Here is a 15,976-nt window from a genome sequence, read left to right on the forward strand (position 1 = left end):
CATTATTTTTTGGAGCAGCTATTTATCCTGAAAAGATAAGGGCTGCATCAACTATACCAACAATTGAAGTGAAATTAGTTAATTATCTTGGTAATAAAACGTCCATTACGGTAGTTTTTAATGGAGAATATAAGCTTTCGAACGGTGTAAAGGTCACTTCAGGAACAGAAGCTGTCATAAAGCTTAGTAACAGTAAGTTGAGTATGGAAACAAGCAAAGGACAGGTATTGATAGAAAAGGAAAGTAGCATTTCTGCAGCTCCTGTTAAAACGGATGGAACTCTTTCTGTTAATGGTCGCAAATACAATGGTTCCTTTCAATTTGTTATCGAAAAAGATACAAAAAACGGTAATTTATATGTTCGTCCAATTAACAAAGTCGATATAGAAACATATTTAAGAGGAGTGGTTCCTCAAGAAATGCCTGCGCTTTGGAGTATGGAGGCACTTAAGGCACAAACCGTTGCTGCAAGAACGTATGCAATTAAACATATGAATGATAGTAATATGGTAGATACGATTGCAAAGCAAGTATATGGAGGAAGTTCGGCAAATCATGCTCGATCGGATACTGCTGTTAAGGAAACAGAAGGAATGGTAATAAAATATAATGGAGCATTAATAGATGCCGTGTTTTCTGCAAGTAATGGAGGCTGGACAGAATTAAATAGCAGTGTATGGGGTGGTGCAGCATTATCTTACTTCGCAGTTAAGGAGGATACATTTGATTTTAACCCTGCAACAAAGGACAAATTCACATGGTCGATTCAACTGAAACAAGAGCAACTGCCCGCTACATTGAATTTGGCAATAGCGGATACATGGTGGAACACACTTAAGGAGGCAGATGCAGATAACACTGTACTGATTAATATTAAAAAATGGCTTGTAAGCGAAGGGTATACAAATGATGTTGCTAAGATTAAAATAGCAAAAATTCACAAGCTAGGGGTAGACTTAACTTCATTATCTGCTGGAGGAAGAGTTTTAAAAGGAACATTAAAAATGGACTACTTGTTAATGGCCAATGGTAAGACTGCGGAGAAGAAAGTTTTAGAAATGAATGGGACTGCAGCATCTAAGATCCGTGCAATAGTCGGCCCCGCGCGACGCCCAGCGCCACCCCTGGTACGCCGGCCACGGCTACGCCTCCGTCCGCGTCGACATCCGCGGCCACGGCGACAGTGAGGGCACACCGGGCGACGAGTACGACGCGCAGGAGCTGGCGGACGGCGTCGACGTCGTCAACTGGCTCGCCCGGCAGCCCTGGTGCACCGGCAAGGTCGGCATGTTCGGCATCTCCTGGGGCGGCTTCAACTCCCTCCAGATCGCCGCCCTGGCCCCCGAACCCCTCAAGGCGATCGTCACCGTCTGCTCCACCGACGACCGCTACGACAACGACGTCCACTACATGGGCGGCGCCGTCCTCGGCATCGACATGCTCGCCTGGGCCGGCACCATGCTCGCCTTCGCCGCCCGCCCGCCGGACCCGGCGAACGTCGGCGCCGACCGCTGGCTGCCGATGTGGCGCGAGCGCCTCGAAGCCCTCGACCCGTTCCTGCACACGTGGCTCGCCCACCAGCAGCGTGACGAGTACTGGCGGCACGGGAGCGTGTGCGAGGACTACGGCGCGGTACAGGCCGCGGTGTTGGCGGTGGGCGGCTGGAACGACCCCTACCGCGACACGGTGTTGCGGCTGGTGGAGCACCTGCCGCACGACCGCGTACGCGGCCTGATCGGACCCTGGTCCCACCAATACCCCGACCGCGGCCTGCCGCCCGGCCCGGCGATCGGCTTCCTTCAGGAGACGCTGCGCTGGTGGGACCACTGGCTGAAAGGCGAGGACACAGGCGCGATGAGCGAACCGCTGCTGCGCGCCTGGGTCAACGACCCGGTCCCGCCCGCGACGTCGTACAAGGAGATGCCGGGCCGGTGGGTCGGCGATACGGAGTGGCCGTCGTCGCGGGTCACCTGGCAGCAGCGCTCGCTGGGCGTGGAGGGCGGGTCAAGGGCCATCATCCGCTCCCCGCACCACACCGGCATCGACGCGGGCCGCTTCTTCCCGTTCGGCAACGCGAGCGATCTGGCGCCCGACCAGCGGGAGGAGGACGGCCGTTCGGTCTGCCTGGACTCGGCGCCGCTGACCGAACGCGTCGAGATCCTGGGCCGCCCGCGCGTCCGGCTGCGCCTGGACAGCGCCACCCCCCGCGCCCATGTGATCGCCCGCGTGTGCGACGTCGCCCCGGACGGCTCGTCGACCCTCGTCACCCGGGGCGTACTCAACCTGCTGGCACGGCACGGACGGGACAAGGCGGTGGAGTGGACGCCGGGCACGTACGAGGACGTCGAGTTCGAGCTGAACGCGACCGGGTACGCCTTCCCGCCCGGCCACCGCATCCGGGTCGCCGTATCGGACACGTACTGGCCGTGGGTGTGGCCGCACGGAGAACGAGGCGAGCTGACCCTGCTGCCGGCGCACAGCGCCCTTGTGCTGCCCGTCCGCGCGCCCGGCGAGGGGCCGCCGATCCGCTTCGAGGAACCGGAACAGGCGCCCCCGCTCCCGGTGACCTACGACGTCGAGTCCGAGCCGCGCCCGGAACGCCTGGTCACCCATGACGTGGCGGCGGGGGAGTGGACCCTGGAGGTCGACCCGCGCTACGGCGGCTCCCGCACCTACCCCGACGGACTGCGATACGAGGAGAACGCCCGGGAGACGTACCGTATCCGCAGCGACGACCCCCTCTCGGCCTCGGCCGTCTCCGAGTGGACGATCCGGCTGACCCGCGGCGAGGACGGGGCCCCATGGGACGCGGAGATCGTCGCACGGACGGAACTGCGGGCCACGGCCACGGAGTTCGTCATGGACAGTCACCTCGAAGCACGGGCGAACGGAGAGACAGTGGCCAAGCGCGCATGGCACCGCACCACCCCGAGGACGTCGGGATGAAGGCCGAGAAGAGCCCGCGCCGCGCCGTCGCCGCCGCCGACCGCACCCGGCAGCCCACCGAGGTGCGTCGCAAGCTCATCGTCGAGGCGGCGGTCCCGCTGATCGCCGAGCGAGGCTACGCCTCGGTCGGGGTCCGGGACGTCGCCGCCGCGGCCGGGGTGTCCGTCGGCACGGTCACCTACCACTTCGGCAGCGTGCAGGAGATCCTCTCCGAGGCGATGGTGCTGCAGATCGAGCGGTACTACACGGGTCTGAGCGAGGCCGCGGACCGGGCCACCAGCGGGGCGGAGGGGCTGCGGCTGCTGGTCGACGCGCTGTTCACCGAGGACACCGACCGGCACTGGCGGATGTGGTTCGAGTACTGGAACGTCGGCGAGCACCACCCGGACCCGGCGTTCGCCCGCGGCCAGGACCGCCGCTACGAGAGCTGGCACCGGCAGATCAAAACCCTCGCCGAACGCGCCATCGCCGAGGGCGACTTCACCTGTGCGGACCTGGACGGCTTCACCGTCCGCTTCGCCGCCCTGGCCGACGGCCTGGCCCTGCAACGCCTGCGCCAGACACCGCCGTTGACGGTGGAGGACGCGCGGCGGCATCTGCGTCACTTCATCGACACGGAGTTGGGCCGGGGGCCGGGGTCCTGAGGCCGATCATGCGGACCGGCTGGGATGCCGGACACCGCGTCGGCCGGGTCACGGGTGACGAGGTCTACGGCGTCAGCCCAAGAGTGCGCGCGGCGCTGGAGGAGCGCGGCATCGGCTGTGTGCCCTGCCCCGACACCGAACTGGACGACTTCGTGGATCGCTTGGCCAAGCGCATCGCCGGCTTCCCGCCCGAGGGCATCAGGGCAGCCAAGCGCGCCATCAATGACCTGACGCCGGCGGACCACGCACACGTGCGCTCCGACGCCGCCACGTTTCAGGGTCTGAACGCCCTGCCCGAAACGCGCGAGCGCCTGGATTACCTGGCCGACCGCGGTCTCCAAAAGCCTGGCGAACTCGAACACGACCTCGGAAAGGCCGTGGCGGAGTTTCGGCATTGCCGCCCCTGACGACAGCCTGCCGCGGGAGCGCACTCAGGGAGGCCAGGGGCGGCGCTCGTACGTCTCACACATAGCCGCGTCGCCGTACGAAGCCCAGGGCGAGCCCGCCCAGCGGGACGTTCAGCCAGAAGGTGAGCAGCCGGTAGACCAGGACCGCGGAGGTCGCCGGGCCGGCGGGGACGCCGAATGCGGTGAGGGCGGCGATCAAGCCGGCCTCGAGGGCGCCCAGGCCGCCGGGGACGGGCGCCGCGTTGGCGAGCAGACGGGCCGCCATGTAGGCGGCTCCCACCTGTACGAAGGGAAGGTCGCCGCCGAGCGCGTGCAGGCTCAGCGCGAGGCCGACGACCTGGACGAGCGGCAGGCCGAGCGCACCCACGACGCCGATCGCGATCTTGGCGGGGTCGGAGGCGATGCCAGTCAGGGTCGTCCCGGCTGCGCGTAGGAACGGCCAGACCTTCTCCCGCAGGAAGCGCCGGCCCGGCGGGGTGAGGCCGAGCAGCCCTCCGGCGGCCAGCACAAGCGCGATCACGGGCAGGGCGTACTTGCCTGCGGGCAGGTCCAGGTGCACCCCGCCGTGGTGCTGTCCGGCCGCGGCGAAGAACACGGCGGCGACGACCGCGTTGGAGACCGCCCCGGCCAGGCTCTGCACCCCGATGGAGGCCGTCGCCGCCCCCGTCTCGATGCCCGTCTTTTGTAGATAGCGCAGATTCAGCGCCATGCCGCCGACGTTGCCCGGGGTGATCCGGTTCAGGAACGAACTCCCGAACTGCACCTGGTACGTGGGCCAGAACGGCAACCGCCCGGGGACACTGCCCAGTTGCAGACAGGTCGAGAACGCCTGCGAGACGAACGTGACAGGCATGACCGCGAGCAGCCACCACCACTCGGCGTCACGCAATGCGTCAAACGCGGCCGGAGCGTTGGCCAACTGCGGCAACACCAGGTGCAGCACCAGGAACGCGCCAAGCAGGCCCAGGACGCTCTTCCAGGTGAACCGCGCGAGCTGGGCCGGCTTGGCCGCCGGGGCATCGCACGCCGTGCGCACCTCCTCCGCGAGGTCGTGCATCAGGTTCGGCCGGCCACCCGGGCGCAAGGTGCGACGCCGGCCCCCCTGCGCGGCCTCGCCGGCGCGGGCCTGGTCGTAACGGGCCACCTCGCGTCGCGCGGGGCCGACCAGGGCCAGCGGCTGCAGATACGGCAGGGCGGTCGCCAGCACCGTGGGGCCAAGCCCGGCCAGCGCGCAGGCCGTGGCCCGGCTCGGTCCCACCCGTACCGCGGTCGTGGCAAGGAGTTCGGCCAGGTCGGCACCGAGGACCTCGGGCGGCGCGTTGAGCTGCGCCCGTGCGAAGGCGGTCAGACGCGGCTTGCCGTCCGGGGCGAGCACAATGTGCTCGGGGCGCAACGCCCGGTGCGCCAGCCGGTGTTCCTGCAGGCGGGCCACCGACGTCCACGCCGCGCCGAGCAGCGCATCGGTCCATTCTTCGTCCGGGATGGGGACATCCTGCCCGACGGTCACCAGCAGCGCACTCGAGCCGGTCACGGGGTAGGCGATGACGGGCTCGGCGACCCGGGCGCCGGTACGGCCGGCGAAGACCAGCATGAGCAGTTCGTGCTCGGCAGCGCCAAGCGCCGTCTGCTCGCCGGGGTCGGCGGGATGCCGCAGCAGCAGGCGCCGGGCGAGCCGGAAAAACAGGTCGCGGTTGCGGTCCTCGGCGGCCAGGACGCGGACGGTCAGCCGCGCACCCTCGGTGGTCTCGGCGCCGTAGAGCATCCCCTCGCCCCTGAGCTGCCGCTGGGCGGGCGCCTGGCGCAGGGCGGCGAGCGGGATCCCGCAGGCGACGAGCGCATCCGCGACGGCCCGGGGTGGCGGGCGGTCGGCCGGACCGCCCGCCATGAGCAGGACCGCCGATCCCGCGGTGCCGCCCACGGCGAGGGCACCCACCGCGTCCAGCGGGACGAGCGAGGCGGCCAGCACGCCGAGTGCGGCGCAGCCGACGGCCAGGGCCCACAGCGCCCGCCGCCACGGCCGCAGCAGCCACGGTCCGGCGGCGATGACCGCCGAGGCGCAGGCCGCCAGGTACACCGCCGACGGCCAGCCCGCGTGCACCAGCCCACCGCGGCCCACCAGGACCTCCGGCCACAGCTCGGGGCGGCTGTCGGACAGCGCGAGCCGGGTGAGCGTCCAGGCGATCGCCGCGCCCAGGGCTGCGGCGGGCAGCACGCGCAACACCGCGTCCACGCGGCGCTGTACGACGAGAACGACCAAGGCGGCGACCGGCGCCACAATGGCGATCACCTGGACCGTGCCGACGAGGCCGTCGCGCAACCCCGGTGACAGCGCAGTGGCCGCGGAGAGCAGGCCCTGCTGGGCCTTGCGGGCGAAGTCGCGGGTGGCGACCGCCAGCAGCACCGTCACTCCGAGCGCGGCAAGGGACACCAGCAGGCGCAGCAGGTCGGCCGCCCGGCGCACATCGTGCGGCGCGGCGACGTCGATGTCGGGCTGGGCCCCGCTCTCCGACGTGCCCACGAGGTCGGAGGAGAGCACCGGGCCGTGGTGGTCGGTCATGGCCGGCCCCCCGGCTGAGGTGCGAGAACGACGCATGCGCTCACTCCCTCGGGCACAAGTCCGGCTCGGCCGGACATGCCTCCATGCTTCCACGCGACCGTGGTCCGCGTAGGGGAGACGATGCAGTGGGATCCGGGACCTTCAGCCTCCCGTGGAAGGCCGGGCGGCGCCGTCCAGGCAGGCGGTTCTCGGCAAGCATCTCCTGGACGCGGCGCTCGACCTCAACGGGGTCGACGCCGAGGGCGCGGCTCATGTGGATGGACCACACCTCCGAGCGCACGTTGGTCTCGAAGTCCAGGTCGGCTCGGACGTTCTCGCGGGCGGCCTGGCGGTTCTGGCTCACCATGACGAAGGTGGGCAGGAAGATCGCCTCCAGGCTGACGATCATGGTGAGCAGTCAGAAGAGAACGGGTCCCAGATCGCTCCGTCCCCGAAGACCCCCTCGTTGCACACGATCCACACCGTGAACCACGCGGCATGCAGATACACGAACGTCATGGTCCCGGAGAAGGCGGTGATCCCGTCCGCGATCTTGTCCTGGGTCGCACGCATCCCCGCGAGAACGTCCTGTTCGTTGACGATCCGAACGCCCGGCCGCTTCGGCGCCCTGCCCATGGCCTCTCCCTGCCCGGTGTCCGACAAGGAATCGCCGTCGGCGTACGGCGCCGCGATGAGTACTGGCTGGACAGACGAGAGCCCTGCGTCTGCACCAGGAAGACGGCACGGCGACCGTCGTCCAGCCACCACCGCTGTTGGCCCGTTCCAGGGCGCTCAGGAGCGCACGCGAATGACGGTCTTGCCCTTGCGCCGCTCGGTCGGGTTGAGCGCAGGGACGGCGTCGTCGAGGGTCGCGACGGTTCCGATGTGCGTGCGAAGGCGCCCGTCCCGCACCCGGTCGACGATCTCCACCAGCTGACTCGGAACGGACTCGACGACGAAGTCGACCGCCAATCCGTCGACAGGGCGAGCCTCAACAGGCCCGACCACCGACACCAGCGTCCCGCCAGGCCGGATGATTCTCGCCGAGCGCCTTTGGATGTCAGCGCCGAGGACATCGAAGACCACGTCGACCCCGCCGATGTCGTCGAGATCCTCGGTGGCGAGGTCGAGGAACTCGTTCGCGCCGAAGTCGAGCGCCGCCTGGCGGTCCGCCGCCCGCCCGGTACCGATGACGTAGGCGCCGAGCTCCCGGGCGAGCTGCGTTACCACAGAGCCGACTGCGCCGGCGGCGCCGTGGGCGAGGACGCTCTGCCCCGCCTGAAGACGACCGTGCTGGAACAGACCTTGCCAGGCGGTCAGACCGGAGATCGGCAGGCTCGCACCCACCCTGAAGTCGACGTTCCCCGGCAGCGGCGCCAGGTTGCGCGCCTCCACGGCCGCGTACTCGGCCAGGGTTCCATCGCGGTGCCAGTCCGTGATCCCGAACACCCGCTGTCCAAGCGAGAGCCCCGTCGTGCCGTAGCCCAGGGAGGTGACCACTCCGGCGAACTCGTGACCGATGATCGCCGGGGCTCGATCGCGACCGGCGCGGTCGACCCACGTCGAGAGCCACTTCCACTCCGCGGGGACGAAGCCCGACGCATGGACTTCCACGACGACGTCGTTGATCGCCGGCGTCGGCTCAGGCCGCTCCGCGAGTGTGATCCCGGCTGCTTCCGCGGCCGGATCCGTCGCGACGATTGCCTTCACTGGCACCTCCGCATATCTCGTGCCCGCCGGCTCTGTGCGCCGCCCGAGCCATGGAGTGGGCTGATGGGCCCACAGGGGAACGACAACAAGGTCCCTCACCAGGTTTGGAGGTAGCGCCCAGCTGGCTGCTGGGTGGGCTCCTCCGTCCATACACCCCTATGGGGTGGCAGGGACGCGTGACTCACGCCCGGTCCACGCGTCCTCGCCCCTGCGGGCGAGGACGTGGGAAGCGTTGCGGTCGGCGTGCGCAACGACGCCGCACTCCGGTAGCCTCGCAGACTCTCATGGCGTCGATGGCGCTCTCCTGGTCGCTCTTATCGTTGCAGCGGGAGCCCTCCTCCTGGCCGTTTCGGCATTCCTGGCCGACCGGCAGCGCAACGTCTGGATCATCGACGCTGCACCCGAGAAGCATTCGGCGGTGCCACCGACCGCGGCCGCCACGGCTGGCAGCCCCAGCACTGGCCCAACGACACTGTGATCCCGCTACGCGGGAAGGACGGCTCCCCCTGCAGGCGTCTTCGGGAGCCTGTTCAACGAGGACAGCTCGTGCCGCGAGGCGGACCGTGTCGGCCATCTCGACAGTCAGCCTGCGCAATCCGGTGGGCGACTGTCGCTTTTGCGTAGCTGCCCGTCGACGGGTTGGATCGGTGCATGGTCGGGGAGGTGGTCGGTCTCACGGTTGGCCTGACGCCATAACCGGCGGTGTGTCGGTGGGGCGGTCGATAATGCCTGTCATGGCGGATTGCAGTCCGGTGCTCCGGATCATCACCTCGGCGGCGCGTGAGTGCCTGAAGCCGGTTGGCCTGGTCCAGTGCGGGCGGTCGCGGCTGTGGATTGATGATCAGGGGTGGTGGCTGGGAGTTGTGGAGTTCGCCCCGTCGCGGATTGCCGGTAGCGGTCTGCACGTCGGTGCGATGGCTGTGGCACGACGTGGACTACTTGGCCTTCCATGTGGACGCAGTCCGGGTCGGCTCCGAGCTGTTTCGCACCGAGGACCAGTTCACGCCGCTGGCGCGCGAACTCAGCCGGCAGGCGGCGGCGAACATGGCCGCACTGAGGGAGCAGTTCTCGTCTCTGCCGGACGTCGCCCGGTACCTGACGTCCAGGCCGGAGCGGCGGGGATTCTTGTGGGACAGCTTCGACTCCGGGATCGCAGCCGCCCTGGTTGGCGACCCGGATACGGCCCGCGATCACTTTGAACGAGTCCTTCGAGAAGAGGCGCTGGCTCCGTGGATGGTCGAAGCCCAGGAGAAGGCGCGTGAGCTCCACGCGATCGCCGCCGATCGCGACGCTGTGACCGCCTGGGTGGCGCGGGCCGTCCACTCATGCCGGACCAAGCTGCGCCTGGATCCCGTGCCTGTTGCGATCAGCTGAACCGACCCCCGAGCCCCTGCGTTCGTGTGGATGCGGGGGAACCGATCCCGTCGGAGACATGACGCCGACATGATGTCCGTCATGAAGTTGGTGAAGCGGCTCGGGGGCGTTTTACTCGTCAGCACTGTGGTTCTTGGCTATTCGCTGCTGTTATGGCGTGGCCCTTGGTGGTTGGACGGAAGTCATCTGCGCACGCGGGGCCTCGAGCCGGCAGACGGCGTGGTGATCACCGGCTTCCGCACCACTCTGGCTGCCCTGGGGGCCGGTGTCCTAGCCGCGGTCGGCCTGTACTACACGCATCGAACGCTTCAGCACACGCGGGACAAAGACCGAGTGCAAGCCGAGATCGAACGCGAAGGGCAGGTCACCGATCGCTACGTGGAAGCGATCAAACTGCTGGGGTCCGACAACCGCACCGAACGGCTCGGCGGGATCTATGCCCTGCAGCGCATTATGCACGACTCCGCGAAAGACCACACGACGATCGTCAGCGTCCTTGCCGCGTACATACGGACCTACCAGGCCGCGGCAGATGACCAGTTGACGGACTCTGCGAACGCACGTGCGGATTCCCCGTCGGTGCTCCTGTCCGAGGACGTGAGGGCGGCATTGTCGGTGATCGCCAGAAGGCCAAAACGAAACCTGTCCGATGAATGGGTCGATCTGCGCAATATGGACTTCCGGGGAGGTGATCTGCGTGAGGCAGATCTGCGAGCTGCAGATTTGAGGGAGGCCAAGTTCGAAGGGACCAGCCTTCGCGGTGCCGTGCTGAGCATGGCGGACCTTCGCGGGGCAAATCTTCGTTTCGCCGACTTGAGAGGCGCGGATCTGCGTGGCGCGGACCTGAGGGGTGCCGACCTCCAGGTCGCAGACTTGGAGGCAGCTGATCTTCGAGAAGCCAAGCTCAGCGGTGCCGTGCTCCGTGGAGCAAGCTTCCTATACACGGACCTCAGCGACGCGGACCTTATGCGCGCGGACCTGAGGGAGGCAGACCTTGCCGTGACCAACAGGCAGTCCCAGCATGGATATCTGGAACCCACTCAAGTCACCAAAGCGCGAATCTACCGGTCCACGAGGCTGCCGGCAGCAGTGGCCGGGAAGGCCGAGGTCCAGAACCGTATCGCGATGTGCGAGGCGGGCGATCGATGATCGCAGTGCGATTCTTGCTCGGAGACGCTTCGGCCAGTGAGCAGCGATCGAGGTCACCTCAGCGGTTGACTTCTAGGTTCGTCAGGAGTCGTTGGTATAGGGCCCCTCTGGCCGCAGCCTCGCTGCTGGACCCCCCGGGGCCTCCTGCCACCAGGCATGCAGGTCACGCCGGCGCAGGCCCTCGATGGAGACTTCGCGGTCGTAGACGAGGGTGTCGTCCGGGTTGCCTCCGACGATCTCGATGTCGTTGTCCACCGACGACGCAAGCGGATGTCGGGCCTGGTGAACGAGGCACATGTGGTGTTCTTCGGCCGGCCGAAGGGGCTGATCAGAGCGCGTCCACGGCGATCACCTTCCAGCCGTCGGAGGTGCGGCTCATCGTCATCCGCACCCGGTTCAGGTCCAGGCGCGAGCCTGAGACCTGGGTGCTCTGCGTGACCTGGTTGACGAAGAGCAGGACGGTGACCCGGTCCGGTGCCGCCGAGACGACGGAGGCCGCGGTGACCGACGCCTTCACCACCCCGTGGTACTTCTTCGCCGTCGGCCCGACCACACTCGCCGTCGTCTTCCCGTACTCGTCCCGGAAGTGCCCGGTCAGCCGATCACGCGCCCGGGTGAAGTCGCGCTCCAGATGCCGGTAGTCGTACGACAGCACGACCGGCGCCGCCTTGCGCGCGGCCGTCAGAGCCTGCGCCCGGGCGCTCTCGGCACGCCGCTCCTGCCCGTAGTGCCAGCCGAGCACCGAGACCGCGACCAGGCCCATGACCAGGAGGGCGCCGAGCGCCGCGGTGAGCAGCCATCGCCGGGACGGGCGGGCCGGCGCCGCGTCCGTCAGGCCCTCGGGTGACGGCTCCGGCGGGTCCTCCCAGCCGTCCGCGGCCGGCGGGTCGATCGTCAGGGTGCGCCCGGTGAGGGGTTCCTCGGGCTGCTTCGGGTCCTCGACCCGCCGGGTGCGCTTGGCCGCCGCACGGGCGGCCGCGTTCATCGCGCGGCTGCGGGCTGTCGGGTTCGCCATCGTCGTACTCCTCACAGGTGGTGTGCGACCGCTGCTGCGGGTCAGCCCACGAACTCGACGTCGGAGGTCAGCCAGCGCCCGTCCCGGTGGACCAGGTCGAGTTGCAGCCGATAGGTGCGTGCCTCCCCCTTGGGCACGGCCGTGTTGGTGACCTTGCTGTCGGCGACCACCAGGACGCGGGCCGAGTGCGCGTCGGAGCGGACGATGCCGGCGTCGAGGACCTGCCCCTCGGAGACCGACCTGTTCTCGGCGACGAGCTTGGTCAGGTCCTGGGTCTGCGCGCTGAACTGCTTCTTGAAGTCGCCGGTGGCGCTCTTGAGGACGTTGGCGCTGTCCCGGTCGTAGTGCCGGTAGTCGAGCGAGGTGAAGTTCAGGGCGGACTGGCGGGCGGCGGACAGGATGTCCTGGCGCCGCGTGTCCTTCTCGTGCTGGTCGTAGAGGCGCAGGCTCAGCCAGAGAGCGGCTGCCGTGGTCAGGAGGGTCGCCACGACGAGTCCGACCGTGAGTGCCTTCCCGTTCCCGCCGAGTTCCTTCACGGTCAGGCCATAGGACCGACTAGCAGCCATTGCCAGGACTCCTTTCCGAACACCGTCTGCTGTCCGCCCGTCGAGCCGATCTCGACGGGCCTTCCGTCCGGGCCGGTCGCGGTGCCGGTTTCCGGGTCGTACGGCGTGAGGTACGCCGCCTGGTTCGCGCCGCCCGAAGCTGAGCGTGCGCCGGGGGCGTTCTGCGCGCCCCGTACCGAGGTCTTGCTGCCGCGTGGAGCGGTGCAGTGCGCGTCGGTGTTCGCCGCGCGCGTGCCGGTGTCCGAGGGGTCCCGTCGGGTCGTGCCGTATCCCTGGGTGCACGGCGCCGGGTCGTCGGCGTTCACCACCAGGCCGAAGTGGAAGGTTCCGTCGCCCGGGACGACCGTGTAGCTGCCCGAGACCAGCGCCGGGAAGGTGACGAGCGACTGTTCGACGCCGGGCAGGTGGGCCAGTGTGACCTGGCCGCCGCTGATCAGGTTGGCCAGCAGGACCGAAAGCTGCGGACCGGTCGACTTCAGCAGGGAGTTGACCTCCTGCGCGGCCGGCGCGGCATTGCCGATCAGCTTGCGCAGGTCCCCGTCGCTCGACTTCAACTGGCGGGTGAGCAGCGCCAGGTCGTGCGCGAACGACTTGATCGACGAGCCCTGGTCGGCCTGCGTCTTGAGGACCTTCCGGGAGTCCTCGATCAGCGAGATCGTCTGGGGCAGCGAGTCGGACGCGGACTCGACGAGCGCGTTGCCGGAGTCCACCAGCCGGCTCAGGTCGGGGCCGGTGCCGTTGAAGGCCTTGCCCAACTCGTCGACGGTGACCCGGAGATCGTCCCGGCCGACGGAGTTCACCAGCCGGTCCAGGCTGAGGACGAGGTCGGTGGTGGGCAGCGGCACCCGGGTGCTGCCCCGCGGGATCGCGCTGCCGTCGAGGAGGTACGGGCCGTGCGCGGTGCGCGGCTGCAGGTCGACGTACTGCTCACCCACCGCCGAGCGGTTGGCGACCACGGCGAGGGTGTCCGCCGGGATGCGCGGCGCCCCGCCCTTGATGTCGAGGGCGACCGACACACCGTCGTCGCCCGTCAGTCCCAGCGAGCCCACGCGGCCCACCGGCACCCCGCGGTAGGTGACCTCGGCGCCCGGGAAGATGCCCCCGGAGTCGGCGAAGTCGGCCCGCACGGTGTAGCCGCGGTCCAGGAGGCTGTCCACCAGGCCGGTGTACTCGGCGCCGACGTACGACACCCCGACAGCGGTGACGGCGGCGAAGGCGAGCAACTGTGCCTTGACGGTACGGGTGATCACGGCTGGACCCCCTTCAGCATCAGCTCGGCGAGGGCGAGGTCGATCCCCTCGGGTGCGCGGGCGCCGGTGGAGTAGGCGCTTGTGCACACGGGCGGGCACAGCACGTCGCCGCCGCCCGAGGAGGCCGAGGGGGTCGGCAGGCCCGGCGTGCTCGGCAGCGCGGTCGGCGTGGGGACGCTCGGCAGGTGAGGCACGTCCGGAACGTCCGGGAGATCCGGCACGTCGGGCGTGCCCGGCGGCTGCGAACCACCCTTGCCCCCACCGGAGTGTCCTCCCGCCACGTTCCCGTACAGGTCCGCGAGGTCGAGGTCCGCGGTGAGGTGGAGGTTGACGTAATCGCCCTTGACCGCCTCCGTGGCGTTGCGCGGGAAGGGGTAAGTGGTCAGCAGCTCCAAGGAGTTGGGCAGGTCGCTGCCCGCCTTGTTCAGCTGCCGCAGGATCGGCCGGAGGTTTTTGAGGTTCGCGACCGTGTCGTCGTGCGAGGCCTCGACCACCTTGGTGCCGGTCTCGCCGAGCTTCGACAGGGCGGTGAGCATCTTCGTCAGGTTGCGCCGCTCGCCGGCCAGGATCTTCAGCGTGGGCGGCATCGTGTCGACGGCCTGGGCAATGGTCTCCTTCTCCTTGCCGAGCCGCCCCGCGAGCCGGTCGACGGCCTTGATCGCGCGGACGATGTCCGCCTTCTGCTCGTCCAGTCCGCCGACGAACGTGTTCAGCTCCTTCAACAGCGACCGGACCCGGTTCTCCCGGCCGTCCAGGGCCTTGTTCAACTCCACGGTGATCGTCTTGAGCTGGGCCACCCCACCGCCGTTGAGCAGCGCGGACAACGCGGACAGCACCTCCTCGACCTCCGGGTTGCGGCCGCTGCGGGACAGCGGGATGCGGTCACCGTCGCGCAGCCGGCCCACGGGGGCCGTGCCGGTCGGGGCGGCGAGCGCCACGTACTTCTCGCCGAGCAGGCTGGTCTGCCGCAGTTCCGCGACCGCGTTGGCGGGCAGCTTCACCGAGTCGGCAACCCGTAGCCGTACACGCGCGTGCCAGCCGTCCAGCTGCACTTTCTCGACCGCGCCCACGGTCACGTCGTCGACCTTCACCGCCGACTGCGGCACCAGGTCCAGGACGTCGCGGAACTCGACGGTGACGTGGTACGCGTGCCCGTCGTCGGCGGCACCGCCGGGCAGCGGGACGTCGTACCAGCCGTTGAACTCGCAGCCGGACAGCAGCAGCGAGCCGGCCGCCGCCCAGGCGAAGGCTCCCGCCGAGCGTCGTATGCTCATGCGCTCGCCCCCAGGATCCCGCCGAGCGTCCTGTCGGTCGTGCCCGTCACCGCGGTGCCCTGCGTAGGAAGGTCGGGCAGGGAGTCGAAGAGTTTCGTCAGCTCCTTGCAGTCGGGGTTCTTGCCGCCTTCGTCTCCCGTCGTCCTGAGCAGGGAGCACAGGAGCGAGGCCGGATCCTGGGCCTGCTGGGCGTTGTTGCGGGTGTCGAGGGTGCCGGAGGACGGGTTGTAGGCGTTGTTCAGGTTGGACAGACCGACCGGTGCGACCGTCAACAGCTCGTTCAGCGCGGCCCGTTGGGTGACGAGCACCTTGGTCACCTTGCTCAGGCCCTTCACGTCCGAGGTCAGCGACTTCTTGTTCTTCTTCACGAAGGCGGACACGTCACCCAGCGCCGTGGCGAGGTTCGTGAGCGCCGCCGCGAGGTCCTTGCGCTCGCCCGAGAGCTGCTCGGCGACCGTGGCGAGGCTGGTGTTGAACGACCGCACGCTGTTGTCGTCGGCCGCCAGCGCCGCCGTGAACACCTGCAGGTTCCTTACCGTGCCGAACAGGTCCGTGCGCCCGTTGGACAGTGTGGTGACCGCCTGCGAGAGGTCCTGGACCGTCTGGTTGAGGTTCTCGCCCTGTCCGTCGAGGTTGTCGGCGCTGACGCCGAGCAGCCGCGACAGGGAGCCGTCCTTGTTGGCGCCCTTGGGACCGAGGGCGTCCGCCGTGGTGTGCAGGCTGTCGAAGACGCGGTCCAGTTCCACGGGTACGGCGGTGCGCTTCTCGGGGATGACGGCGCCGTTGTGCAGGACCGGGCCCTTCCGGTACACCGGCAGCAGTTGCAGGTAACGGTCGCTGACGACCGAGGAGTTGATGATCGCGGCCTTCGCGTCGGCGGGGACCTTTCGCCCTTCGTCGTACTCGAACTCGACGCGCACCCGGCTGCCTTCGGGAGTGATCTTCTGGATCTCGCCGATGCGGACGCCGAGGACACGGACGTCCGAGCCGGGGTAGATGCCGACGGTGCGCGGGAAGTACGCGGTGACGTGGATCTTCCCGGGGCGCGGCCACAGCGCGTAGGTGAGCGCGGCGATCAGCGCCACTACGGTGACCAGAACCAGGT

General features: G+C 68.1%; 15 protein-coding genes and 1 pseudogene. 6 read left to right on the forward strand and 10 right to left on the reverse strand.

Annotation, left to right across the window (positions count from 1 at the left end):
* Positions 1 to 419 precede the first annotated feature (419 nt).
* The 4 genes and pseudogenes from ACWCQ1_RS44610 to ACWCQ1_RS44625 all read left to right on the forward strand — a co-directional run bounded on the left by ACWCQ1_RS44610 (position 420) and on the right by ACWCQ1_RS44625 (position 3,997).
* Positions 420 to 1,187, forward strand: coding sequence for a SpoIID/LytB domain-containing protein (locus ACWCQ1_RS44610; protein ID WP_451029200.1), 768 nt, complete (start codon positions 420 to 422; stop codon positions 1,185 to 1,187).
* Positions 1,096 to 2,946: pseudogene (locus ACWCQ1_RS44615) on the forward strand (CocE/NonD family hydrolase); the annotation flags it as partial. The gene ACWCQ1_RS44610 and the pseudogene ACWCQ1_RS44615, both read left to right, overlap by 92 nt.
* Positions 2,943 to 3,590: a TetR/AcrR family transcriptional regulator gene (locus ACWCQ1_RS44620; protein WP_451029171.1), complete on the forward strand. Its 648-nt coding sequence runs from the start codon at positions 2,943 to 2,945 to the stop codon at positions 3,588 to 3,590. The pseudogene ACWCQ1_RS44615 and the gene ACWCQ1_RS44620, both read left to right, overlap by 4 nt.
* Positions 3,591 to 3,598: 8 nt before the next feature.
* Positions 3,599 to 3,997 (forward strand): hypothetical protein, encoded by a 399-nt coding sequence (locus ACWCQ1_RS44625; protein ID WP_451029172.1) that lies wholly within the window; start codon positions 3,599 to 3,601, stop codon positions 3,995 to 3,997.
* A 55-nt stretch (positions 3,998 to 4,052) separates the two neighbouring features.
* Here ACWCQ1_RS44625 and ACWCQ1_RS44630 read toward each other — a convergent pair whose 3' ends face one another.
* The 4 genes from ACWCQ1_RS44630 to ACWCQ1_RS44645 form a co-directional block, all read right to left on the reverse strand.
* Positions 4,053 to 6,554: a flippase-like domain-containing protein gene (locus tag ACWCQ1_RS44630; protein WP_451029173.1), complete on the reverse strand. Its 2,502-nt coding sequence runs from the start codon at positions 6,552 to 6,554 to the stop codon at positions 4,053 to 4,055.
* Positions 6,555 to 6,594: 40 nt separating this feature from the next.
* Positions 6,595 to 6,942, reverse strand: a complete 348-nt coding sequence (locus ACWCQ1_RS44635) for a DUF1003 domain-containing protein (RefSeq protein ID WP_451029174.1) — start codon at positions 6,940 to 6,942, stop codon at positions 6,595 to 6,597.
* On the reverse strand, positions 6,939 to 7,169 hold the full coding sequence (locus ACWCQ1_RS44640) for a hypothetical protein (protein ID WP_451029175.1): 231 nt from the start codon (positions 7,167 to 7,169) through the stop codon (positions 6,939 to 6,941). Before ACWCQ1_RS44640 ends, ACWCQ1_RS44635 begins: the two co-directional genes overlap by 4 nt.
* Positions 7,170 to 7,325: 156 nt before the next feature.
* A complete protein-coding gene (locus ACWCQ1_RS44645) occupies positions 7,326 to 8,243 on the reverse strand; it encodes an NADP-dependent oxidoreductase (RefSeq protein ID WP_451029176.1) in 918 nt (305 codons plus the stop codon).
* 930 nt (positions 8,244 to 9,173) lie between these two features.
* Here ACWCQ1_RS44645 and ACWCQ1_RS44650 point away from each other — a divergent pair.
* Together ACWCQ1_RS44650 and ACWCQ1_RS44655 are read left to right on the forward strand one after the other, a co-directional pair.
* Complete coding sequence (locus ACWCQ1_RS44650) at positions 9,174 to 9,617, forward strand: hypothetical protein (RefSeq protein WP_451029177.1); 444 nt, start codon at positions 9,174 to 9,176, stop codon at positions 9,615 to 9,617.
* An 81-nt stretch (positions 9,618 to 9,698) separates the two neighbouring features.
* Positions 9,699 to 10,766, forward strand: a complete 1,068-nt coding sequence (locus ACWCQ1_RS44655) for a pentapeptide repeat-containing protein (RefSeq protein WP_451029178.1) — start codon at positions 9,699 to 9,701, stop codon at positions 10,764 to 10,766.
* 81 nt (positions 10,767 to 10,847) lie between these two features.
* Here the strand turns inward: ACWCQ1_RS44655 and ACWCQ1_RS44660 are convergent, their stop codons facing one another.
* From ACWCQ1_RS44660 to ACWCQ1_RS44685, 6 genes are all read right to left on the reverse strand, one after another.
* Positions 10,848 to 11,021, reverse strand: coding sequence for a hypothetical protein (locus tag ACWCQ1_RS44660; RefSeq protein ID WP_451029179.1), 174 nt, complete (start codon positions 11,019 to 11,021; stop codon positions 10,848 to 10,850).
* Positions 11,022 to 11,094: 73 nt separating this feature from the next.
* Positions 11,095 to 11,781 (reverse strand): hypothetical protein, encoded by a 687-nt coding sequence (locus tag ACWCQ1_RS44665; RefSeq protein WP_451029180.1) that lies wholly within the window; start codon positions 11,779 to 11,781, stop codon positions 11,095 to 11,097.
* Positions 11,782 to 11,822: 41 nt separating this feature from the next.
* Entirely contained in the window at positions 11,823 to 12,347 is a 525-nt protein-coding gene (locus tag ACWCQ1_RS44670; protein ID WP_451029181.1) for a hypothetical protein, read from the reverse strand.
* On the reverse strand, positions 12,320 to 13,597 hold the full coding sequence (locus tag ACWCQ1_RS44675; protein WP_451029182.1) for an MCE family protein: 1,278 nt from the start codon (positions 13,595 to 13,597) through the stop codon (positions 12,320 to 12,322). Before ACWCQ1_RS44675 ends, ACWCQ1_RS44670 begins: the two co-directional genes overlap by 28 nt.
* Positions 13,594 to 14,871, reverse strand: coding sequence for an MCE family protein (locus tag ACWCQ1_RS44680; protein ID WP_451029183.1), 1,278 nt, complete (start codon positions 14,869 to 14,871; stop codon positions 13,594 to 13,596). Before ACWCQ1_RS44680 ends, ACWCQ1_RS44675 begins: the two co-directional genes overlap by 4 nt.
* Entirely contained in the window at positions 14,868 to 15,974 is a 1,107-nt protein-coding gene (locus ACWCQ1_RS44685) for an MCE family protein (RefSeq protein ID WP_451029201.1), read from the reverse strand. The genes ACWCQ1_RS44680 and ACWCQ1_RS44685 overlap by 4 nt, the downstream gene beginning before the upstream one ends.
* Positions 15,975 to 15,976: the final 2 nt, after the last annotated feature.

The organism is Streptomyces sp. NPDC002144, from assembly GCF_053593695.1.

Excerpts from the sequence above, each read along its gene's own strand:
- ACWCQ1_RS44610 (WP_451029200.1), top strand. The coding sequence starts at position 420 with ATGCCTGCGCTTTGGAGTATGGAGGCACTTAAGGCACAAACCGTTGCT.
- ACWCQ1_RS44620 (WP_451029171.1), top strand. The coding sequence starts at position 2,943 with ATGAAGGCCGAGAAGAGCCCGCGCCGCGCCGTCGCCGCCGCCGACCGC.
- ACWCQ1_RS44625 (WP_451029172.1), top strand. The coding sequence starts at position 3,599 with ATGCGGACCGGCTGGGATGCCGGACACCGCGTCGGCCGGGTCACGGGT.
- ACWCQ1_RS44630 (WP_451029173.1), bottom strand. The coding sequence starts at position 6,554 with ATGACCGACCACCACGGCCCGGTGCTCTCCTCCGACCTCGTGGGCACG.
- ACWCQ1_RS44635 (WP_451029174.1), bottom strand. The coding sequence starts at position 6,942 with ATGATCGTCAGCCTGGAGGCGATCTTCCTGCCCACCTTCGTCATGGTG.
- ACWCQ1_RS44640 (WP_451029175.1), bottom strand. The coding sequence starts at position 7,169 with ATGGGCAGGGCGCCGAAGCGGCCGGGCGTTCGGATCGTCAACGAACAG.
- ACWCQ1_RS44655 (WP_451029178.1), top strand. The coding sequence starts at position 9,699 with ATGAAGTTGGTGAAGCGGCTCGGGGGCGTTTTACTCGTCAGCACTGTG.
- ACWCQ1_RS44665 (WP_451029180.1), bottom strand. The coding sequence starts at position 11,781 with ATGGCGAACCCGACAGCCCGCAGCCGCGCGATGAACGCGGCCGCCCGT.
- ACWCQ1_RS44670 (WP_451029181.1), bottom strand. The coding sequence starts at position 12,347 with ATGGCTGCTAGTCGGTCCTATGGCCTGACCGTGAAGGAACTCGGCGGG.
- ACWCQ1_RS44680 (WP_451029183.1), bottom strand. The coding sequence starts at position 14,871 with ATGAGCATACGACGCTCGGCGGGAGCCTTCGCCTGGGCGGCGGCCGGC.